Annotated in this window: 16 protein-coding genes; 5 read left to right on the forward strand and 11 right to left on the reverse strand. The window is 64.6% G+C overall.

The features are described 5' to 3' along the window. The first annotated feature begins 1 nt into the window (after window position 1). The 4 genes from V8V93_RS18460 (at window position 2) to V8V93_RS18475 (ending at window position 4861) form a co-directional block, all read left to right on the forward strand. Window positions 2-991 (forward strand): ABC transporter substrate-binding protein, encoded by a 990-nt coding sequence (locus V8V93_RS18460; RefSeq protein ID WP_338668103.1) that lies wholly within the window; start codon window positions 2-4, stop codon window positions 989-991. Continuing rightward, window positions 988-2922 (forward strand): SpoIIE family protein phosphatase, encoded by a 1935-nt coding sequence (locus tag V8V93_RS18465; protein WP_338668104.1) that lies wholly within the window; start codon window positions 988-990, stop codon window positions 2920-2922. Before V8V93_RS18460 ends, V8V93_RS18465 begins: the two co-directional genes overlap by 4 nt. Window positions 2923-3124: 202 nt before the next feature. Beyond that, entirely contained in the window at window positions 3125-3433 is a 309-nt protein-coding gene (locus V8V93_RS18470; protein ID WP_338668105.1) for a phage regulatory CII family protein, read from the forward strand. Between the two features lie 162 nt (window positions 3434-3595). After that, window positions 3596-4861, forward strand: coding sequence for a class II fructose-bisphosphate aldolase (locus tag V8V93_RS18475; RefSeq protein WP_338668106.1), 1266 nt, complete (start codon window positions 3596-3598; stop codon window positions 4859-4861). 412 nt (window positions 4862-5273) lie between these two features. Here the strand turns inward: V8V93_RS18475 and ychF are convergent, their stop codons facing one another. The 4 genes from ychF to V8V93_RS18495 form a co-directional block, all read right to left on the reverse strand. Then, window positions 5274-6371 carry a redox-regulated ATPase YchF gene (ychF, locus tag V8V93_RS18480; protein ID WP_338668107.1) on the reverse strand — a complete coding sequence of 366 codons (1098 nt, stop codon included), beginning with the start codon at window positions 6369-6371 and terminating at the stop codon, window positions 5274-5276. Window positions 6372-6921: 550 nt separating this feature from the next. Continuing rightward, window positions 6922-10095, reverse strand: coding sequence for a beta-phosphoglucomutase family hydrolase (locus V8V93_RS18485; RefSeq protein WP_338668108.1), 3174 nt, complete (start codon window positions 10093-10095; stop codon window positions 6922-6924). 38 nt (window positions 10096-10133) lie between these two features. Beyond that, window positions 10134-11330 (reverse strand): trehalose 6-phosphate synthase, encoded by a 1197-nt coding sequence (locus tag V8V93_RS18490; RefSeq protein WP_338668109.1) that lies wholly within the window; start codon window positions 11328-11330, stop codon window positions 10134-10136. Window positions 11331-11341: 11 nt separating this feature from the next. Beyond that, entirely contained in the window at window positions 11342-12751 is a 1410-nt protein-coding gene (locus tag V8V93_RS18495; RefSeq protein WP_338668110.1) for a DUF4139 domain-containing protein, read from the reverse strand. 246 nt (window positions 12752-12997) lie between these two features. Here V8V93_RS18495 and V8V93_RS18500 point away from each other — a divergent pair, with 246 nt between their 5' ends. Continuing rightward, complete coding sequence (locus V8V93_RS18500) at window positions 12998-13978, forward strand: diguanylate cyclase (protein WP_338668111.1); 981 nt, start codon at window positions 12998-13000, stop codon at window positions 13976-13978. 448 nt (window positions 13979-14426) lie between these two features. Here the strand turns inward: V8V93_RS18500 and V8V93_RS18505 are convergent, their stop codons facing one another. The 7 genes from V8V93_RS18505 to V8V93_RS18535 form a co-directional block, all read right to left on the reverse strand. Continuing rightward, entirely contained in the window at window positions 14427-14591 is a 165-nt protein-coding gene (locus V8V93_RS18505) for a hypothetical protein (protein WP_338668112.1), read from the reverse strand. 234 nt (window positions 14592-14825) lie between these two features. Beyond that, window positions 14826-15488 carry a LexA family transcriptional regulator gene (locus V8V93_RS18510; RefSeq protein WP_338668113.1) on the reverse strand — a complete coding sequence of 221 codons (663 nt, stop codon included), beginning with the start codon at window positions 15486-15488 and terminating at the stop codon, window positions 14826-14828. Between the two features lie 196 nt (window positions 15489-15684). Beyond that, a complete protein-coding gene (locus V8V93_RS18515; protein WP_338668114.1) occupies window positions 15685-17670 on the reverse strand; it encodes a bifunctional metallophosphatase/5'-nucleotidase in 1986 nt (661 codons plus the stop codon). A 173-nt stretch (window positions 17671-17843) separates the two neighbouring features. After that, the gene (gene rnr / locus V8V93_RS18520; protein WP_338668115.1) at window positions 17844-20039 is read right to left on the reverse strand and encodes a ribonuclease R; all 2196 of its coding nucleotides are present in this window, start codon (window positions 20037-20039) and stop codon (window positions 17844-17846) included. Further along, window positions 20032-21189, reverse strand: coding sequence for a tetraacyldisaccharide 4'-kinase (gene lpxK, locus V8V93_RS18525; RefSeq protein ID WP_338668116.1), 1158 nt, complete (start codon window positions 21187-21189; stop codon window positions 20032-20034). Before lpxK ends, rnr begins: the two co-directional genes overlap by 8 nt. A 169-nt stretch (window positions 21190-21358) precedes the next feature. Beyond that, window positions 21359-22093 (reverse strand): Bax inhibitor-1/YccA family protein, encoded by a 735-nt coding sequence (locus V8V93_RS18530; RefSeq protein ID WP_338668117.1) that lies wholly within the window; start codon window positions 22091-22093, stop codon window positions 21359-21361. 135 nt (window positions 22094-22228) lie between these two features. Then, window positions 22229-22666 carry a YccF domain-containing protein gene (locus tag V8V93_RS18535; protein ID WP_338668118.1) on the reverse strand — a complete coding sequence of 146 codons (438 nt, stop codon included), beginning with the start codon at window positions 22664-22666 and terminating at the stop codon, window positions 22229-22231. Window positions 22667-22686: the final 20 nt, after the last annotated feature.

Raw genomic sequence — 22686 nt, forward strand, 5'->3', positions numbered from 1 at the left:
CATGCGCATTGCCGCATCCTCGTCCTCCGTCCCGTTCCTCTTTCCCCTCGTCCTGTTGGCCGCCGTGCTGCTCGCACCGCCGCCCGCCCCGGCGCAGGACCGGGAAAAGGCGTCCATCGTCCTGCAATGGCTGCCCCAGGCCCAGTTCGCCGGTTATTTCGTGGCCCAGGACAAGGGGTTCTACGCGGAGGAGGGCATCGACCTGGCCATCCTGTCCGGCGGCCCCGACATCCAGGCCAGCGAATATCTCGAGGACGGCCGGGCGGACTTCGCCACCCTGTTCCTGACCACCGGGCTGCAACGCAGCGAGAGCGCGCCCCTGGTCAACATTGGCCAGATCGTCCAGCACTCGGCGCTCATGCTCATCGCCAAAAAATCCTCGGGGATCAAGACGTTCCGTGACCTGGACGGCAAGAAGGTCGGTCTGTGGGCCAACGAGTTCCAGATCCAGGCGCGGGCCCTGTTCCGCCGCCAGGGCATCACGGTCACCGTGGTCCCGCAGACCTCGTCCCTGGACCTGTTCATGCGCGACGGCGTGGCCGCCTGCTCGGCCATGTGGTACAACGAGTACCACACCCTGCTGACCTACGGCCTGGACGAGTCCGACCTCCAGCCCCTGTTCTTCAACGACGCAGGCCTGAATTTCCCCGAGGACGGCGTCTACTGCCTGGCGAAGACCGCGAGCGAACGCCCCGAGCTGTGCCGCAGGCTGGTCCGGGCCACCCTCAAGGGGTGGCGCTACGCCTTTGCCCACAAGGACGAAGCCCTGGACATCGTCCTCGCGCACATGGAGGCGGCCAAGGTCCCGGCCAGCCGGGCGCACCAGCGCTGGATGCTCGACCGCATGGAGGACGTGACCATGGCCGACGACGGGGCCATGGGCGTGCTGCGCCGGGAGGACTTCGAGCGCGTGGTCTGGGCCCTGACCGACACCGGGTTCATGGACGCCACCCCGAGCTACGAGGACTTCTACAAGGGGATGGCCCGATGAAACGGTACCCCATCGCCTTCAAGCTGACCTTTCTGATCCTGTCCTGCGCCTTCGTCATCGTGGCCGCCATCGTGGCCTACAACTACGTCTCGTCGCGCGACGTCATCCTGCGCCAGGCCGAGGACAACTCCCGCCTGCTCGTGGACGGGACCGCCGGGCGCATCGACTCGGTCCTGTCCGGGGTGCAGAAGGTGGCCGAGAACGTCGCCTTCTCCCTGGAGGACGCCACGCTGACCACGCGGGAAATCCTCGAACTGAACCGGCGGGTGCTGGCCAACAACCCGGAGATATACGGCATGGCCATCGCCTTCGAGCCGTACTTCCTGCAACCCGACAAGCTCTATTTCGCGCCCTACTACTTCCGCTCGGGCGGGCGCATCGGCTTTACCATGCTCGGCGACGCCAAGTACCGCTATTTCTACATGGACTGGTACCAGATCCCCAAGGAACTGGGCCGCAGCTCCTGGACCGAGCCGTATTTCGACGAGGGGGGCGGCGGCGTGCCCATGGCCACCTATTCCGTGCCCTTCTACCGCACGGTGGACGGCAATTCCGTGTTCGCGGGCGTGGTCACGGCGGACATCTCGCTCAGCCGGCTCCAGGAGCTCGTCAACTCCATCCGCCTGTACGATTCGGGCTTCGCCTTCCTCCTGTCCCGGCACGGCACCTTCATCACCCACCCGGACAAGAACCTGGTCATGAACCAGACCATCTTCTCCCTGGCCGAGGAACGCGGCTCGCGCGAGCTGCGCGAGCTGGGCCAGCGCATGCTCTCGGGCGAGGCCGCCTTCACGTCCGTGGGCACGCTCCTCTCGCCCAAGGCCAGCTACATGTTCAGCGACGGGCTCCAAAACGCCGGCTGGACGCTGGGCGTGGTCTTCCCCCGCGACGAGATGCTGGCCGATGTCGTGCACCTGTCCAGGTCCATGCTCCTCATCGGTGCTGCCGGCTTCGTGCTCCTGGTCCTGGTCACCGTGGGCATCGCCCGGCGCATCACCCGCCCCCTGTGCGAGCTGTCCGCCTCCGCCCGCGAAATCGCCTCGGGCAACCTGGACCTGCGACTCCCCGAGATCCGGGCCAACGACGAGGTCGGCGACCTGGCCGAATCCTTCAAGTACATGAAGACCTCCCTCAAGGAGTTCATCCACGATCTGACCGCCACCACCGCTGCCAAGGAGCGCATCGAGTCCGAGCTGCGCATCGCCCGCGAGATCCAGATGGGCATCCTGCCCAAGCTCTTCCCGGCCTTCCCGGACCGCCGCGAGTTCGAGGTCTTCGCCTCCATCGAACCCGCCAAGGAGGTCGGCGGCGACCTGTACGACTTCTTCTTCGTGGACGACACCCACTTCTGCTTCCTGGTGGGCGACGTGTCCGGCAAGGGGGTACCCGCCGCCTTCTTCATGGCCGTGACCAAGACCCTGCTCAAGGTCGTGTCCGAGCGCGGCCTGGACCCCGGCGACATCCTCACCAGGGTCAACGCGGACCTGTCTTCGGAAAACGAGTCGTGCATGTTCGTGACCCTGTTCCTGGCCATCATGGACATCGAGAGCGGGGAGACCCGCTTCGCCAACGCGGGCCACAACCCGCCGGTCTTCCTGCCCTGCGGGGGCAAGCCCGAGTGGATACGGCCCTTCGGCGAGCCCGTGGCGGGCATCATGGAGGGCATGCGCTACTCGACCAAGACCATGACGCTGAAGCCCGGCGACCTGCTGTTCATCTACACCGACGGCGTGACCGAGGCCATGAACCCGGACGGCGAACTGTTCGGCGACGACCGGCTCATGGCCATGCTCGCCGCCGAAAACGAACCCTTCGCCCCCAAGCTGGTCAAGGACGTCGGCGAAGCCATCCGCGTCTTCGCCAAGGGCGCGGAGCAGTCCGACGACATCACCATGCTGGCCATGCAGTTCATGGGCAAATGCACCCCGTAACCGCGCTCAGGGCGTAAACCGCCAGGCCAAGGTGTTTGCGCCAACAATTCGGGAACACACCTCTTTTATCCTCCAAATCGGATGCCAAAGCGGCTCCGGCCCTTTTTTTTTGCCCTGTTTTTTCAAATTACGTTGACGAAAAAGGAAAAAACGCGATAACTTCCCCTACTAGGCAGAATATCCAACATGTGGGGGGGTAAACATGTTCGAGAAGAATCTGACCAAGAAAATGCAGGACATCGTTTTGGAAGGACACATCCCGGCAAAGGAAGTGTCGCGGGTGATCAAGAAGCCGTATTCGACGCTGCTTCGGGAGCTCAATCCCTTTGACGCCCACGCCAAACTCGGGGCCGAAACCATGTTCGAGATCGTCAAGGCGACCCACAACATCTCGATCCTCGAATTCATGGCCCGTGAACTGGGCTACACGCTCAGACCGCTGGACGGACTGCAAGGCGCCAGGCAGGGCGCCAGGCCCCGCCGCGCCCGCGAGCAGGAAGCGACCATGTAAATGGCCACACTCGGCGCAACAACACACTGCCCGGAGCGTGCCCGTCATGTTCCGGGCAGTGATCCTTGAAGATCAGGCCATCCACCGGCCCTTTCATTTTGACTTTGCCCATCGATTGGTTTTTACTGTCTCAAGCAATCAAACGCTCCAAGGAGGAAGGGCATGTCCCAGGATACATTCAAAAAAGCACTCGCCGTCGGCCGCCCGCCGAACGTCGTCAAGAATTTCCCCAACTCGCAGGCGCTCATCGTCAGCGGCAAGGTCGTGGACCGGGCCATGCGCGCCAAGGGCCACTGCATGACCATCGCGGCCAACGGCCGGAACATCTTCGTCATCGAAGGCGCGCTCAAGGCCGCCCAACAGGCCAATGCCGCCATCATCATCGAGATCGCCCGCTCCGAGTCCACCTACTGCCCGACCACCCTGTGGAACGTGGCCCGCCGCGTGGACTATCTGTGCAACAAGCTCGGCATCATCGTGCCCGTGGCCGTGCACGCCGACCACTACTTCATGAAGAAATGGGACGACGTGGCCGAGGCCAAAGCCGAAATCCCGTCCGTGTTCGACTCGGGCGTGACCTCCATCGCCATCGATGCCTCGCACATGACCGACGACCTCAACCTGCTCGGCAACTTGGCCGTGTCCCCGACCATCCCGGCCTGGGCCGGATACGAGACCGAGATCGGCGAGATCAAGGGCGAGTTCGGCCTGTCCAGCCCGGTGGAGGCCAAGTACCTCATCCAGGGCCTCAACGCCCACGGCCTGTGCCCGGACTGGATCGCCCTGAACAACGGCACCACCCACGGCATCGAAGCCTCGGGCGAAGGCATCCAGGTCGACCTGACCGCCGAAATCCACGAGGCCCTCAAGCCCTATGGCACCTCCGGCGCGCAGCACGGCACCTCGGGCAACGACTCCGCCCGCCTGCGCGAAATCGCCGCCAAGACCGCCACCACCAAGGCCAACGTGGCCACCGCCCTGCAGATGATCTCCTGGGGCGTCAAGGTCAACGACTTCGGCAACGCCATCATGGACGGCGACCAGTTCGCCAAGGTCTCCGGCCAGGGCGTGGAAGACGCCCTCTGGGACGAGATGGTCGCCTACGCCGACGCCAACGGCATCAAGGGCGGCAACTACAAGAAGCTCAACCTCATCTTCGAGCGCCGCTGGCTCGGCCAGAGCGAGTCCGTGCGCGAGCGCATGGCCGGGGCCGTCCAGGACTTCGTCTATGACCTGCTGACCAACGTGTTCAACGCCAAGGACACCGCGCCCATCGCCCAGGACCTCATCCTCGAAGCGGGCTCCTACGACCTCGGCCCCAAGGCCGAACAGTTCGAAGACCCCGCCCAGTGGACCGAAGAAAAAATCAAGGCCCAGGCTGCCGCCATCGACACCGACAAGGGCCCCCACGGCAACTTCGACGACTAACCGAGCGAATGACAATGCAAAAGGGGCGCTCCTGGCGGAGCGCCCCTTTTTCGCCTCCGGCGGCCGAAGAGGAAAGGAAACCCTTCGAGGAAAGGGTTTCCTTCTCCCTTCCCCGGACCCCCATCCCCTTTTCCTTCCTGAAGCTCTTCGGGCCGCTTCGCGGATGGCGGGATCGCGGGGAATTCGCTTTTTTTCTCAGTTCAAATACGCCGCCCTGACGGTTCGACATGGCCCTCGCATTTCCAGGCGGCGTGGGCACCGTCCCGCCAAGCTCTCCGAGCACCTGCCTCTCGCCGAAGGCGACAAAGGGTTTCCAAAGGGGGCCCGCCCCTTTGGCCGCCGGCGGCGAAGTCACCCATCCATCGCCGCCGCAGGCGGCTTCCCTTCCCGCCTTTCCTTCCTCCCCGTCCAACTAAACGTTGAACAGGAAGTGGACCACGTCGCCGTCCTTCATGACGTACTCTTTGCCTTCGACGCGGAGCACGCCTTCGCTGCGGCATTTGGCTTCGGAGCCGTGTTTGACGAAGTTGTCGTAGGAGATGACCTCGGCGCGGATGAAGCCGCGTTCGAAATCGGTGTGGATGACGCCCGCGGCGCGCGGGGCCTTGTCGCCGTTGTGGATGGTCCAGGCGCGGACCTCCTTTTCACCGGCGGTGAAGTAGCTGATCAGCCCGAGGGTGTGGAAGCCGGTACGGATGATCTGGTCCAGGCCGGACTCGGTGATGCCGTAGGACTCCAGGAATTCCCGGTAGTCCTCGTCTTCCAGCCCCACAAGTTCCTCTTCCATCCGTGCGGAAATCTTGACGAATTCGGCACCGCGCTCTTCGGCCAGGCCGCGCACGGCCGCGATGTAGTCGTTGTCCCCGGTCAGGCCGTCCTCGTCCACGTTGGCGCAGTAGATGACGTTCTTGGCCGTGATCAGCCGTAGCTCCCTGAGCAGCTCGGGCAGGGCCTTTGCATCGCTCTCGAAGGTGGACGCGGGCAGCCCCTGGTCCAGGTGGGCCATGAGCTGTTTGGCGGCCTCGATCTTCGGGGCCAGGGTCTTGTCGCCCTTGAGCATCTTTTCCATGCGCTCGATGCGGTTTTCGAGCACCTGGACGTCGGCCAGGATCAGCTCGGTCTCGATGATCTCGATGTCCCGCAGCGGGTCCACGGAGTTGGCCACGTGGATGACGTCGTCATCGTCGAAGCAGCGGACCACGTGCAGGATGGCCTGGGTCTCGCGTATGTTGGCCAGAAACTTGTTGCCCAGCCCCTCGCCCTTGCTCGCGCCCGCCACCAGACCCGCGATGTCCACGAAATCCACGGTGGAATTCAGCACCCGCTGCGGCTTGACCAGACCGGCCAGCACGTCCAGCCGGGCGTCCGGCACCGGGACCACCGCCTTGTTCGGCTCGATGGTGCAAAACGCATAGTTCGCGCTCTCGGCGTTCTGGGCCTTGGTCAGCGCGTTGAACAACGTGGACTTGCCCACGTTGGGCAGTCCGACAATACCTATACTCAGCGACATGGAAACTCCCAAAAAAAAGATTGCCGGAACACAACCCCCGGCGCGGCCCTCTCCTTACCCGTCTTCAGCCCTTGAGGCAAGGGAGGGGGGGGCGCCTCGGCGGCCGGGAAGGGGAAGGAAACCCTTCGAAAGGGTTTTCCCTTCCCCTTCCCCCGGACCTCCATCCCCTTTCCTTTCCTGAAGCCTTTGGTGCCGCTTCGCGGGTGGGAGGGACGGGGGGAAGGCTCGTTCAATGTAAGGGATGCCTGTTACGGTATGGCGAAAAAGCAATGCCGTGTGGAATCCATCCCCCCCAAAAAACACCACCCGCGATTCGGGCAGAGAAAACGGCGCGCATCTTCCGGAGAAGAAGCACGCCGTGATTCCGTTTTCTCTGCCTGAATCGCGCAACCCGCACCGCGGAAGGCGTCCGCACGCCCCCGAGCGGAGCGAGGCGATGGGGGTCCAGGGGGCCCTGCTCCCTGGCGGGTCCAGGGCAGCGCCCTGGTCTCTCCGAAGGAGCCCCCCGGGAGGGCCCGCCGGAGGCATCCCCGCACGCCGCAGTCCCGCCCTACTCCGCCTTGGGCCGTCTGGCCTCGACGGTCTTTCCGGGCTTGAGCTCGTAAGTCTGGCCGAAGATTTCCACGGGCACGATCTTGTCGCCCTGGTGGAAGGCGGTCATGTTCACGCGGTCCTGTTCGATGACCAGGTCGAACCAGATGGACCGCCACATGAAGGACAGGCGCATCTCGCCCCAGTGCGCGGGCGGGTCCGGGTCCACCTTCATGGGGGTGGAGGACAGGTTGAGCCCGGCGAAGTCCTGCTTGATGACCTCCAGGGTCCCGGCCATGACGCCGGTGTGAATGCCCTCCACGGTGGTCCCGCCCTGGGTGTCGTGGATATCGGAGTCCATGGCCTCCATGAACCAGTCCCAGGCCACGTTGCTCGGGTAGATGTACTTGGCGATGACGGCGTGAACCACCTTGGACAGGGTGGAGCCGTGGCTCGTCCGCTTCTCGTAGAAGTCGTAGTTGTCCTTGAGCAGCTTGACCGGATCATCGATCTCATGGCCGAGCTTGCGCAGGATGCGGGCCACCTCGTCGGGTTCGAGGATATACCAGGTCATCAGGGTATCGGCCTGTTTGGCGACCTTGTAGTTGTCCGGGGAATCGCCCTCGGCCTTGAGGATGCGATCCATGCGGTGGATGGAATAGAACCGCTGACGATAGGAGTCCCAGTCCAGCTCGGGCAGGTCCATGTAGCCGTCGAACTGGCTGATGATCCCGTCCTCGGTCATGATCACGTTGAGCTTGGTGGTCATGTCCCGCCACTTGGCGATTTCCTGGTCGGTCAAGCCGATGTACGCGCTGATCTGCTTCCGGATTTTGGGCGGCAGGGCGTCGAGAATGAACAGGGCCTTTTCGAGCAGCCAGACGACCATGATATTGGTGTAGGCGTTGTCGCGCAGGCCGGGCTCGTCCGAGCCGGGCAGTTTCTCATGGAACTCGTCCGGGCCCATGACCCCGTCGATGTGGTACTTGTCCCCGGCCTCGTCATGGGAGGCGATGTTGCCCCAGAACCGGGCGATATCGAGCATCAGTTCCGCGCCGTGTTCGCGCAGGAACGTCTGGTCGCCGGTCCAGGACACGTAGCGCCAGGCATTGACGAAGACCGCGATGGACACGTGCCGCTGGCGGCGGGACAGGTCCGGCCCCCAGGACTTGGCCTCGGGGTTGTAATGGACCTCCTGGGTCTCCTCGCTGCCGTCGTCCGCGGTCTGCCAGGGGAACATGGCCCCCTTGTACCCGTTTTCGCGGGCGTATTCGCGGGCCGCGTCGAGGCGGTTGTAGCGGTACATCAGCAGCGCCTTGGAGATGTCCGGGAAGTTGGCGTCGAAAAACGGCAGGATATAGACTTCGTCCCAGAAGATGTGGCCCCGGTAGGCCTCGCCGGACAGGCCGCGGGCGGGCATGCCCGCGTCGCGGCCCTCGTTGTGCGGGCTGGCCGTAACCAGCAGGTGGTAGACGTGCAGCCGGAGCACCCGCTGGACGAAGCGGTCGCCCTTGATCCGGATGTCGGCCTTCTGCCACAGCCCCTTCCATGACTTGGCATGTGGGCCGCGGACGCCCTTGAAGGTCTTCACGGGCTTGAGCCCGTCCTGACACATCTCGCGGAGATCGCCCGGTTCGCGATCCAAGGAGGTCCGCACGTAGACGAATTTTTCCAGGCCGTAGCAGTGGTTTTCCCTGACCTGTACGCAGATTTCCTCGGACACCCTGGCCCGGTCCTGGACCACGTCCTTGTGCACCTCGATGGGCTTGCCGTCTTCGAGCATGCGGGTCTTGGCGGCCATGACGATCTGGTACCGCGAGTGGGAGGTCTCCATGTGCAGGTAGATGCCCTCCCCGCCCTTGCCGCCGCCCACCCGGTTCAGGTGACGGGTGTTCAGACTGGAGTAGCGGGCCACGCCCTCGTTGCTGACGTTGCCGTCGAGCGACGAGCGGAAGGTCAGCTTGGCCGAGTAGTTGAGCGGGGTATAGTCGAATTGCAGGGCCAGCAGGTGCGGCTCGGCCATGGAGGCCACGCGCCGGGAGGAGATGCGGGTGATGCGCCCCACCTGGTCGCGGACCACCATGTGACGTTCCATGACCCCCTCGCGCATGTTCAGCCGGTGGGAGTAGGCGAGTATCTCCATGGACAGGGGCGAGACGAACTCGCCGTTGCCGATCTTGAAGGAGACGGGCAGCCAGTTGGGGCAGTTGACCATGTCATTGTTCCAGACCTCGCGCCCCTCCACGTCGCTGGGGGTCTTGTTGAAGATGCCGGAGATGTAGGTGCCGGGATAGAAGTAATAGGACGAGCACTCGCACTCGTAGGCCCCGCGCGTGCCGAGGTAGCCGTTGCCCACGCAGGTCAGGGTCTCGCGCAACTTTTCGTCGCCCGGTTCGAAACCGTGGTAGGTCAGGTACCATTCGTCCGTGGCCATGCCGGACTCGAACCACTCCATGAGATCGTCCACGGTGATCTCGCCCAGGTCGGAAACGACCATATCGGCCCCGAAACGCTTCAGCATCTCGCCGCCGATGTTCCGGGCCACGCCGAGCGTCAGGCCGAAGTTGCCCGCGCAGCCGGCCTGGACGCCGGACAGGGCGTCCTCCACCACGGCGCACTCGCCGGGGTTCAAGCCCATCTTTTCGGCGGCGGTGACGAAGATGTCCGGCTCGGGCTTGCCCTTGAGGTCGAGTTCGGCCGAAACCACGCCGTCCACGTGGGCGTCGAACAGGTCGGTCAGCCCGGCCAGTTCGAGGACGAGCATGCCGTTGCGGCTGGAGGTGGCCAGGGCCACGAGCACGCCGTTGCGCTTGAGTTCCTTGACCAGGGCCACGGAGCTGTCGAAGACCTCGGGCCCCTGCTCCTTGAGAATCTCCTGGAAGAGCGCGTTCTTCTTGTTGCCGATGGCGCAGACCGTGTCGAAGCCGGGTGCGTCCTCGGGGGTGCCGGGGTCGAGCCGGATGTTCCGGGACTTGAGGAAGCTGAGCACGCCCTCGAAGCGCGGCTTGCCGTCCACGTAATTCTGGTAGTCGCTGGTGCGGTCAAAGGGTTCGAACGGGGTGTTCGTCTCCTCGGCATGGAGCTTGAGGAATTCGTTGAACGAGGCTTCCCACGCCTGGGCGTGGACCTTCGCGGTCCGGGTGATGACGCCGTCCAGGTCGAAAACGACGCCCTTGAGTGTGATAGCTGCCACGGATCACTCCTTTGAATGTTGATTCTCCGGTGTCCGGGTCACAGGGTACCCAGAATGGTCACGAGCATGTCCGGCTCGGGCACGATGAGCGCCGCGCCGGTCAGGCCGGTCACCCGCTCGGCCAGGTCCTCCTTGCGGGTCACGAAAATTGCGCGCGTTTCCGGCGACAGGGCCAGGGCGGCCTCAAGCATGGGCACGTCCGAGCCGGTATCGCCGCAGATCAGCCCGATCCCGTCGGCCAAGCCCAGGCCGAGCTCCCCGTTGAGGAACTTCACGCCGTCGCCCTTGTCGAAATCCTTGAGCCCTTCGCCCTCGGTCTCCACGGTCAGGATGATCTCCACGTCCAGGCCGGTATCCTCGATGCGGAAGTTGCGTCCGTCCGGGTCCAACTCGGCGACCAGGGCTTCGAGGGTGGTCAGGAAGGCCTCGGATTCGATCGTGTCGATGGACCCGCCGATATCCTGCCGGGCCACGGTGGACTGCCCGAACTTGAATTGCAGGCCCGAGCCGATGAGGGTGAACTTTTCGTATTCGGGCCGCCCGGTCAGCTCGGTCAGCCGCGCGTTGAGGGCGTCCATGGCCTTTTGCTTGTCCGGGGAGATGTCCAGCCGCCGGACGCGGCCGTCGCGGTCCAGGCACTCGCGGCCCTTGGACGCTGCGTAATAGAACTCGCCGTCCGGGTTGACCGATATCCGGACCAGCCCGTCCAGGGGGGCCGAAGTCAGAATGACCGGCTTGTCCACGTGGGTGCGGGCGAAGCGGGTCAGGAAGACCGCGTTGTAGACCGACTGGACCGAGGTCAGGTAGCGGGCGCAGTAGTTGTTGACCGTGCCGTCGCGATCCGTGACCAGGCTGTCCAGATCGACCCTGTGCAGCAGTTCCCGGCCTCGCGCCACGTGGTCGTCGAAACCGGGGTGGAAATCGGCCAGCATCTCCAGGAAGGTCTCCTCGCCCTCCTCCAGGAAGAAGAGGTCCTTGCGCGTCTCGTCGATCTCGTAGCCCATGTCCAGGGAGATGGTCCGTCCGCCGGAAAGGCGCAGCCGTTTGCCGCCCTCTTCCTCGGGGACGGCTTCGAGGGATTCCAGGAGGTTGGACAAGGAGGCGGGGATATCCCGGTCGACCGAGTCCCCGTCGAGAATCGCGGCCACGGCCCGTCTCCGGAGATTCCGGGAAGCGGCCATGAGCGCGTAGAAATCCTTCAGTGTCTTCAGTTCAACGTGGTCGATACCGGCCATCCGCCCTCCTCTTAGTTTGTAAAGCGCACGGTGTAATTGATCACCGTCCCCTCCTTGCCGTCGGAGGGAGCGACGCCCTTCAGGTCGAAGACGATGGTGCCCGCGTCCTCGGCCGTGTAGGGTGTGTCCGCGTTCAGCACGGTCCACTGCCCGGACATGGCCTCCAGGAGCCTGATGTCCTTGGGCTCCCGGGACCCATTGCGCACGGCGATCTTCCAGCCTACCTCGGCCACGTTCTTGCCGATGCGCTGGAAACTCGTCTGCACGCGCTCGACGGTCACGTCGAAGGCGCGGCCGATGACCAGCCGGACCTCCTCGCCCTCGGCCTTGTGGCCGATGCGGGCCTCGCCCGCCAGCAGCTTGGCGCCGCTCGATTCGGGCATGAACACGCGGACCACGCCCGCGGGCATGGGCTTGCCCAGGTTGTTCGCCTCGGTGTTGGTGAAAAGCAAGGCCGACTCCACGCTCTGCGAAATCTTGCCCGCGCGCTGGTTCGGGGTGCTGCGAAAACGGCTGGACAGCTCGGTCCTGACCGGGATGTTCGCAGCCGAGAACAGCCCGACCTGCTTGGACCCGGACGCAGGGATGGAAACGTACCGGCCCGGATCATAGACATGGTACTGGGAAAAGGACTCCTCGGCGGCCGGGGCCGAAGCCGCGTCCATGGGCATGCCCTCGGTCATCATGGCGTTGGCGCGCATGACCATTTTGGGCGCGGCCGCACGCTGCACGTCCCCCGCGATGAGGCGCAGGTCCGCGCCGGGAAAGGCGTGGTCCGAGGTGTTGGTTACCGTGGCCCAGGCGTCCAGGTCGGCGGACCGGCCGGACTGGTTCACGGTCAGATTGTAGTCCGCGCGCCAGGTCAAGCCGCCCATGAGGTAGCTCAGGGCCACGTTCTTGCGCCCGGCAACCGTGCTTTGCGTGGTCAGGGTCAGGGTCGGCTCGGCGTCGAGCCCCTCGGGCATCTCCGGCAGGAGCAGGGCCTCGTACGAGCCCACGTAGACCTCCTTGCCCATGGCGAAGATAGGCCGGTCCGCGTTGGCCAGCAGCTTGGCCTTGCGCAGGACGCGTGCGTTGACGTCCGTCGGGTCCGGCAGGATCACGGACAGTTCCTTGCCGATATAGGCGTCCAGGAGGTTGCCCGCGGTGATCGGCTTGTAGGCGTACTCGACGTCCTGCACCGTCATATCCGGTGCCGTGGCCCGGATGGAGGAGGGATCGACGGTGGACGGGATATCGGTGAAGACCACGGCGGCGGCCCCTTCGGGCAGGGTCACCACGCGGGATTCGTTCACCTGGGCCTGGCCGGAGTTGTACACGGCCAGCACCGATCCGGCGGCCTGGGCGGCCCCGGCAAGGGGAGCAAGGAGAAAAAGCACTACGGCAAGCAGCGGGGCGGCGGGAAAGCATGACCGGTTCATCAGTCCTCCGGGGTTGATTCGAGATTGCGCTGGGACAAAGTATCAGTGCCTAGCCTGCAAGATACACGGCCCGGACCGTTTTTGCAAAAATATAACAAAGAATATCACTGCGGCCAGAAACTGCTGAGGCCTATCGGGACCGGCCCGGTCCGCCGACTTCCGCGGTCCCCGCCCCTGGGCCGGACCGGCCCGGCGCCCTTTTCCCGTCTCGCAATCAAATCCGATATCTGATAGCAATGATTCCACATGAAAATTCTGATTATCGATGATTCCAAAGCCACGGCTGCCCAGTTGACCGAGATGCTGCTGGGCGCGGGCCACACCGACGTGACGGACGTGGATACCCTGGACCTCGCGCTGCTCACCCTGCAACGTTCCGTGGCCGGGGACACGCCCGTGGACCTGGTGCTCATCGATCTCGAAAACCACGACACCGACGGCATCGCCGCCATCCTGACGCTCAAGTCCCACCGCGAGTTCGAGGACATCCCGATCATCGCCGTGGCACCGAACGACGGTTCCGACGAGTTGGACCGCGCCTTCGCGGCCGGGGCCTCGGACTACATCGTCAAGCCCGTGGGCCGCACCGAGCTGCGCGCCCGCGTCCGCTCCGCACTGCAACTGCGCCGCGAGATGCTCAAGCGCATGCTGCGCGAGCGCGAACTGGAACGTCTGGCCCGCAAGCTGGAACGCATGTCCAACCAGGACGGGCTGACCGGCCTGGCCAACCGCCGCTGCTTCGACGACACGCTCATCCGCGAATGGGTGCGCAACGGCCGCGAGGACAACTTTCTGGGGTTGTTGATGATCGACATCGACCATTTCAAGGCCTACAACGACGCGCTGGGCCACGTGGACGGCGACGTCTGCCTGCGCGGAGTGGCCAGGGCCATCCGCGACGCCACCAACCGGCCCGGCGATCTGGTGGCCCGATACGGCGGCGAGGAATTCGCCATCATCCTGCCCAACACCGACTTCGACGGCGCGCGGGTGGTGGCCGAAAACATCCACGCCAACCTGGGCAGATCGTGCATCAGCCACCCCAACTCCCAGGTGGCCTGCAACGTGACCGTGTCCATCGGCGTGGCCGCCACCGTGCCCACCTGCGACACCACCCCGGAACACCTCATCCAGGCCGCCGACCGCGCCCTCTATCAGGCCAAACAGTCCGGCCGGAACCGCACCGAATCCATCTGCCTCCCCGACCCCGGTCAGGTTCGGCAATAGGAATCGGGGGAAGAGGAGAGGGAAACCCTTTAGAAAGGGGTTTCCCTCTCCCTTCCCCGAACCCCCATCCCTCTCCCTTCCTGAACTTTTTGTTGCCGCTCCGCGGGAGGAGCCCTTCTTTGGGGTGATGTTTCGCTGCAAGATGTCTGTTCACAATAGAAAGCAATTCAGATGCGCCCCCCCGCAGCGGCTCTTCGCGCTCGCACAATGTAAGGCTTTCGAGAGTGGGCCAGCCGTGCATTTTCTTCCGGGAGATTTCACCGCAGCGTAGCCATCTACGTGAGGACGAAAGCCTGCCTGGGAAAATGTGCCGATGGCCCAGTATCGGAAGCCGCACGCAAAAAAGAGGGGCCATGCGCTCCGGGGAGGAAAGCGCATGGCCACAGGGATGTGGGCGGTCGCCTGCAAGGTTCAAGCGGCCGCGAGGAACTATGGGGAATACGAAAGATTAGCGAAGGAAATGGATGGACAGGTAGCTGCCGCAGCAAGGGCAGACCTTGACCGGGCTGGTCCTGCCCTCGTCGTCGCGGATGACCGCTTCCCAGGGAATGAAGCCGTCAAGGGTGTACTGAACCATCAGCCTGTGACCACACTTGCAAAAACGTTCCTGCATGACTCTCTCCTTGCCTTGGATCGCACCGAAGTGCGTGTGTCGTATTTGTTGACTGAACGTGACTCTTTAATAAACAAACCTCGGCCACAGTGTCAACTAATATTTTACAATTTGTTTATCATTCCCCAACAAGATGTCAACTAGCAAGAATGCCATGTTATTTCATGATGATAAAAAAAAATACCCCCGCAACGCGACGCGCTGCGGGGGCACTGTTGGCGATAGGGGAAAAGGTCAGCGGTATTCCCTGGAGGCCCACAGGATCTGGCCGATGACGCGCACGTTGTCGAGCTCGTCGCCGGACAGATGGATGGGCGAATAGTCCACGTTGTCGCTCCGGAGCACCAGGGTGCCGGGGAGGCGTTCCACGCGCTTGACCATGACCGTGTCCTCCACGCCCACGGCGTAGATGCCGCCGGACAGGACGTCGGTGCGGGACTGGTCGATGAGGACCATGTCCCCTTCCTTGATCTCCGGTTCCATGGAATTGCCGATGACCTCCATGAGAACCATGTTGGCCGGGTTGCCCCGGTGGTTCAGCCAGTCGGCACGGAAGGAATAGTACCCTTCCACCTGCCCTTCGGTCTCGAACGAGCCGCCGCCCGCGCAGAGCCGGGCGCGCACCTTGGGGATCTCCTCGTAGCACGCCCCGTCCTCGGCAGCGGCCGCCAGGGCCGCCTCGGGCCGGGGAAAGCCCTTGCCCTGCTCCAGCCACAGCGGGTTCAACCCGAACCGGGCGGACAGGTCCAGAATCCAGCGGGCGGGCACCGAGTCCTTGCGCTTGGCCAGGGACACCGCGGCCCGCCCCACGTCCAGCTCGCGGGCCAACTGGGACTGGTTGTTGATCTCCGTTTCCGAACAGAGACGTTTGAAAAACGCTTCAAATCCGTTGCTCATTGTTGCGCCTTGGTTAATGGATGTTGCTGAACAATTGTTTACTATCGATTAACCTGACTGTCAACCATAGAAATATTTTGTGTTGTCCAACACACATGGCCGTGCCCATACCTATGAGAAAAGCAGGTCCGGGGTGAAAGCGGACAGGCTTCCACCCCGGACCATTCCTATTGCGGGCCGCTGCTTCGATGCGGAATCAGATGACCTTGAGGCGACCGTCAAGGGCCAGGCCGGTGGCCGGAGACAGGGTGGGCAGGCTCTTGATGCGCGCGATGATCTCGTTGCGGTAGACCAGCCCGGTGTCGGACTTGGGCAGGGACTTGATGTCGAAGCCTGCGATTCCGCCGGGTACGCCCCCGCCGATGGGGTTGCCGTTCCAGCTTTCGCCGTAGCCGCCCGCCGCCACGTAGGAGTTCATGGCCACGCGGAAGGTCTTGTCCAGCACATCCTTGAGCGGCGCGCCCTGGATGACGATGTCCGATGCCTCGGCACGGGTGGCCGAGCCATTGAGGTTCAGGGTGTAGCGCAGACCGGAGGAAAAATGCAGGAACCCTCGCGACACGTAGCCGGTCACGTCCACCGGCTTGTCGCCCTTCAGTTCCTCGGGCCGGACCAGGCGCTTGGCGTTGCTGTCGAGCATGGCCGCGATCTGCCTGCCGGTCATCTCCACCAGGACCACGGTGTCCGCGAACGGCATGACGTTGTACCAGTCCTGGAAGGTCAGCGCGCCCCCCGTGGGGATGCCGCTGGCGAACCCCGTAGCGTTGAACAAACTGACGTCCACCCGTCCCTCGGGGAAGGTCGCGGACCGCGCGGCCAGGGCGTCATTCATGAAATTGGCCAGTTCCATCTCCCGCGTGTACCGGGCCGCGAAAACCTCGGCGGTGGACACCGGCGGGTTGCCCGACACCGTGCCGATCTCCCCGGCCATCTTGCCCGCCAGGTTGGCCATCAAGGGGGCGACGTGCCCCGCCTCGAACCCGGCGTCGAAATCCCCGTCGTGTTCCAGCCCGGCGTACTTGGCGTCTCCCTCGGCCACGCGCCGGTCGCGCTTTTTGATCTTGTGCAGCCGGGCTTCCACCTTTTGCTTGCCGCCGGGATTGAGGGCCAGGGTGACCTCGCCCATGTGGCTGGCCCGACCGCCCGCCTGGACGATGGGCACACCATGGACCACATTCTCCGGGGCCAGCCCATCCTCGTTCAGCGCGGTGTGGGTGTGGCCGCCGATGACCAGGGCCGGGCAGGACGAGGTCTGGCCCACGGCTTCGGCGATCAGCTTGTCGCCTTCGCTCAGGAAACGGTCCGCCCCGGCCTTGCCCGAGCGGCTGTCGGACAGTCCGTAGCCGCAGTGGGACAAAACCACGAGCAGGTCCACGTGGCGGCTCAGTTCCGGAACCAGGTTGCGCACGGCCCGCACCGGGCTGCCCACGTCCAGGCCGGGGTCCTTCTCGGTCTTGGTGTGGGTGTCCACCGGAGTGGTCAGACCGATGAGTCCGATGCGCACTCCCTTGGCCACGCCGATGACCGCCGGGTAGTAGTCCCGGCCGCTCGCGAGGTGCGCGGAGCCGAACAGGTTGGCGGACAGCAGCGGGAAGCGCGCTGCCTCGCGGATGCCCTTGCGCAGGACCGCCGCGCCCCGGTCGAACTCGTGGTTGCCGAGCGCCCCACAGTCCAGCCCGGCCGCGGTATAGACCGTGTAGGCCGGGTCCACCACGTACTCGTCCGTGCTCCAACCCACCAGCTCGTCGAAGACCGACCCGGTGTGATCGTCGCCCGCGTCCAGGAGCAGAACGATGTCGTCCGGCCCGGCAGCCGCGCGCCGGGCCTCCACCAGGGCGACCATCTGCGAGAACGGATGGGTGGTCCCCTTCTTCGTGTTGGGCAGGGAGATCATGTTGTGCAGGTCATTAAAATGCATTATGTGCAACATCTTGGATTTATTTGCACTTGATTCTATCGGCAAAGACGCTCCGGAGATGACGGAGACCGGCCCGGCCAGGGCGTCCCCGCTCAGCCAGTAGAGCTGGTCGAACGCGCCGTTGGGGTTGGGGGTGCCCGCCTGGGCGACAAGGCTGCCGGGTGCGGCCTGGGCCGGGCGGGTTGGAAAAAAGGGCACGGCGCCGAGTCCGGCGCCGAGCAGTGCGGTCAGGGAAAGCTGGATGAATTCACGACGGGTTGCCATGCGGAAACTCCCTTGAATTGAAAGATGAAACGGGCGTCGGCGGACGCCCTGTTCAGGGGAGAATACATGGCGGTTGCACGCCGGAAGTGACCACGGCGCGGCAATATGGAAACAGGTTGGCGACGGTCGTGCCGCCGCCCGGCCCGCGTGTCGGGCCGGGACATGGCCCGGTCCTAGATCAGGTCCTTGTAGTCCTTGGCGGCGGCCAGCACGGAGCGCAGGCTGAAGTTCAGCTCCAGCCGTTCCACGCTGGCCTCCTCCAGGACCACCTCCACGGTCTGGCCCAGGTAGAAGGACTGGCCGGTGCGCTCGCCCACGAGCATCTCGCGCTGGGGCCAGTAGGTGTAGTAGTCGTCGTCCATGGTGGACAGCCGGACCAGCCCCTCGGCCATGACCTCCTTGAGCTCCACGAAGAAGCCGAAGTCGGTGATGTGCGAGATGACCGCGTCAAAGGTCTCGCCCACCTTGTCGCGCATGAACAGGACGGTCACGCGCTTGAGGATCTCGCGCTCGGCGTCCATGGCCACCCGTTCGCGGCTGGACAGATGGTTGGCCACGTTGAGCAGCTTCTTGTGGCCCGGCACGGGCGCGGGCACGCCTTCGCCTTCATGCAGGGCGGCCTTGACCAACCGGTGGACCACCAGGTCGGCGTAGCGCCGGATGGGCGAGGTGAAATGGGCGTATTCCTCGCTCGCCAGGCCGAAGTGACCCTCGTTGTCCGGCGAGTACTTGGCCTGCTTCATGGAGCGCAGGAGCATGCGGTTGACGATGTATTCCTTGTCCGTGCCCTCCATGGAGGCCACCAGCATCTGGAGTTTTTTGGGGGTGATCTCCTTGGGCATGGTCACGGACTTGTCCGTGCGCGACAGCAGCCGGAACAGGTTCTTGAGCTTCTCCTCGTCCGCCGGGGGGTGGACGCGGAACATGCAGGGCAGGTCTCGCTCGATCAGGAAATGGGCCACGGCCTCGTTGGCCGCGATCATGAACTCTTCGATGAGCTGGTTGGCGAAGTTGCGCTGCTTGGGACGGATGTCCTCGGTCTCGCCGTGCACGTCGAAGAATATCTCCGGCTCGGGCAGGTCGAAGTCCAGCGACCCGCGCTTGACGCGTAGCCCGTTGATCTTGCGGGCCAGCTCCTCGGCCAGTTCGAGCATGCCGATCAGGTCAGGGGCGATGGTCTTGCGGGCCTCGGCCTGCTTCTCGATGATCGCGTCGCGGACCTGGGAGTACGTCAACCGGGCGTGGCTGCGGATGACCGCCGGAAACACCTCGGTCTTCACGGTGTGCCCGGCCGGGTCGGTATCCATACAGGCCACCATGGTCAGGCGCGGCACGTCCGGGTTGAGCGAGCACAACCCGTTGGACAGCTTCTCCGGGAACATGGGCTCCACGGACCGGGGGAAATAATAGGAGTTGCCGCGCTCGAAGGCCTCGCGGTCGAGCGGCGAGCCCTCGGGCACGTAGTGGGACACGTCGGCGATGGCCACCCACAGGCGGTAGCCCTTCTTGAGGCGCTCCACCAGGACGGCGTCGTCGAAGTCGCGGGCCGTGGCCCCGTCGATGGTCACGAAAGGCTTTTTGGTCAGGTTGCGGCGGCCCGCGTAGTCCTTCTTGGACGGCTCGGGCGGCAGAGACTCGGCCTGGGTCTCGGCCCCGGACGGGAACCGCGTGCGGATGTTGTGGTTGGACTTGACCAGGGCCTCCTGCACGGTGATGTCGGTCTCCTCACCCAGCCGCCTGGTGATCTGTCCTTCCCACATGGTCGGGTCAATGCGCTCGCCGGGCGCGCACAGGGCGATCTCACCCGGCTTGACCTTGACGGACTCATCCTTGAGCGTGGCGATGATCCCGAAGTTGAGCCGCGGGTCCGACGGGCGGCAGAGCCACTCGCCGCCGGTCATCTTCTTGACCACCTTGACCGGCAGGACCTTGCGCCCGCGCTCCAGGATGCGGACGATGCGTCCTTCGGCGTTGCGCCCTCCCCGTGCTTCGCCGACCACCGAGACCACCACGCGGTCGCCGTGCCAGGCGTCGTTCAGGTCGCGTTGATTGACGAACACGTCCTTGCGCCGGGAGTCCTCCGGAATCACGAAGCCGTACCCCTGGCGCTGGATTTCCAGCCGCCCGGTGATGCAGTGCATGGCCTCGGCCAGGCCGTAGCCGCGCCGGATGCGCACCAGCTTGCCCTTCTGGACCAGTTCCCTGAGCAGGTCCTTGACCAGGGCCTTGTCCTTCTTCTTGAGCTTGAGCTGACGGATGACCTCGGCCCGGGACATGGGCCGCTTCACTTCCTTGAACAGCTTGAGCAGCACCGCCGGGGACAGGGGCGGTGTGGAGGGCCTGGGTTGATTGCGTTTCTTCTTAGCCATTGTCGTCTCCCTTGGCGGACGACGGGTCCGCCCTGTGCCGGGCCTTGTAGTCCGCCGCGTGTTCGGCGCGATCCGCGCGGCGCAGCCTGAAGGAATCGTAACGCCGGTCCCACCAGGTGGTAAATTTCGCCTTCTCGCCCAGGGTGGACGGCCCGAACTCCAGGCTCAGGTCGAACTGCCAGAACACCTCGGTGCACATCGCCCCGAGCTTGACCGCGTCCTTGGGCGTGCACAGAACGGCTGCACAGCCGAGCCGGGCGGCCTCCTCGGCCAGGTCCAGGACGTCCTGTTTGGAATAGGTGTGATGATCCCGGAAGACCTTGTGCTTCTTGGGCGGATACCCCAGGTATGCCTCGGCCGTGGCCCGGACCTGGGCCGGATCGCCCACGCCCGTGGCCAGCAGGTACGGCGCGCCCTCGAAGTCGCGGACCGTCTCCCCGCCGACCACGCTGCGCAACCCGGTGGGGGCCAGCCGGAAGCTGAACACCGGCTTGCCGAACCGCGACAGCCGCTCCAGGATGCGCGGCTTGAGCAGGGCGAACCCCTTGGGCCCGACCTTGATCAGGAAGGCGTCGGCCCGCCCGAGCGCGGCCTCGGGCTCGCGCCAGGAACCCGCCGGGATGACCCGGTTCCACCCCTCGCGCAAATCCTCGGGCCGGAGCAGGACCAGGTTCACGTGCCGCTGCACGGCCATGTGCTGGAACCCGTCGTCCAGGATGATCAGTTCGGGGCGGGCCTTCTGCACGGCCAGCCTGCCCGCCCTGGCGCGGTCCGGGTCCACCAGGACCAGGGCGTTTTCGTGGGCGCGGGCGAGCATCAACGGCTCGTCCCCTGCCTCCTCGGCCAGCGCGCCCGGCTTGACCTCGTAGGGCAGATGCTTCGGCTTGGCCCGGTAGCCGCGCGTCAGCAGGACCACCGGGATGGACCGGGACTCGGCCCAGCCGAGCAGCCAGTCGGCCACCGGGGTCTTGCCCGAGCCGCCCCAGCCGATGTTGCCCACCGATACGGTCAGCGCGGGCGCTTCCCAACTGGGCAGCAGCCCTCGGCGGTACAGCCCGGCGCGCACCCGCATGACCCCGCCATAGACCCAGGAAAAGGGACGCAGCAGCGGGTACAGGGCACGTTGCACGTGGGTCACGGTCTCGGACATGTCGCTCCAGGGAAAAGATTCGTCATTGAAGAAGCATACGTCCCCCGCAGCAGACTGGCAAGAGGCACATGCACGCAGGCGGCCGGGGGGAGGGGATTGCCGGGGTGCAGCGACAAAAAAAGGCCGTACTCCGGGGAGTACGGCCTTTGGTGTGGCTAGGGTGCCGAGATTATCTGCGGTCGCCCATCAGGCGGAGCAGCATGAGGAACAGGTTGTAGAAGTCCAGGTACAGGGTCAGGGCGCCCAGGATGGTGCCTCGGCGGACCGCCGCGGTGTCGCCCATGGGCACGGTCTCGCCCATGGTCTTGAGCTTCTGGGTGTCGTAGGCGGTCAGGCCCACGAAGATGATCACGCCGATGACCGAGATGGCGAACGACATGCCCGCGCTCTGCAGGAACATGTTCACCACCATGGCGATGATGATGCCGATCAGCCCCATGAAGAGCAGGCTGCCCCACCCGGTCAGGTCTTTTTTGGTGACCATGCCGTAGATGGACATGGCCCCGAACATGCCCGCGGTGGTGATGAAGGTCGAGACCACCGAGGCCGTGGTGTAGGCGAAGAGGATCGGGGCCAGGGAAAATCCGTTGAGTGCGCTGAAGGCCATGAACAGGGTGGTGGCCGTGCTCGGGTTCATGGTCCGGATCTTGAAGCTCATGAAGAAGACCATGCCGAAGGCCAGGAGCAGGGCGATCATCGGCAGCATGGTCGGCGCATACCCGCCGGTCTGGGGGTTGTAAACGAACGCCAGGTTGGTCAGGGCGGGGACGGTCAGGGTGGCGAAGGCGATCAGGGCGGTCAGGCCCAGGCCCGCGCTCATCCAGCCGTAGACGCCGCGCATGAAGGCGTTCAGGACTTCGGCCCTGGAAGTCTCCGTCCGTTGCATGCTGGGATACTGAGTCATTGATATTCCTCCGAATTGATTACGTGCTTGCGGCCGGGAATCTCCCGGCACTGCTTCTATCTAATCAGCTTTTCGGGCCGTGGCAAGGGGATGCAGCAAATTGCACAACCCGCCGCGGTTGGCGGTCCGCCCGGTTCAGCGGTCCATGCGCACGCCGTGCAGCCGCTCGGCCTGCTCCACCGTGACCACGGTCATGCCGATGGGGGCCAGGGTGGCCGCGGCCAGCTTGAGGTGCTGCCAGCCCCACGGGATGCCGAGGATGGTGATGAAACAGCCCAGCGCGGACAGGATGTGCCCGAGCGCCAGCCACCAGCCCGCGAAGACGAACCAGATGATGTTGCCCACCGTGCCCCAGTCCGAGGTGCCGATGTCCTGTTGCCCGGTGAGCACGTCGCGCCGGACCAGGGTCCGGCCGAAGGGCATCAGCGAGAACCCGGCGATGACGAAGGCGGACCGGGCCCAGGGCAAGCCGATGATGGAGATGGCGAAGAGGCAGCCGGCGAAGAGCCAGCCCAGGGCCATGAACACGCCGCCGATGAGCCACCAGATGACATTGCCGAGAAACGAAAGCATGAACACTCCTTCTGCTTGGT

The organism is Pseudodesulfovibrio sp. 5S69 (genome assembly GCF_037094465.1).
GTDB lineage: Bacteria > Desulfobacterota > Desulfovibrionia > Desulfovibrionales > Desulfovibrionaceae > Pseudodesulfovibrio > Pseudodesulfovibrio methanolicus.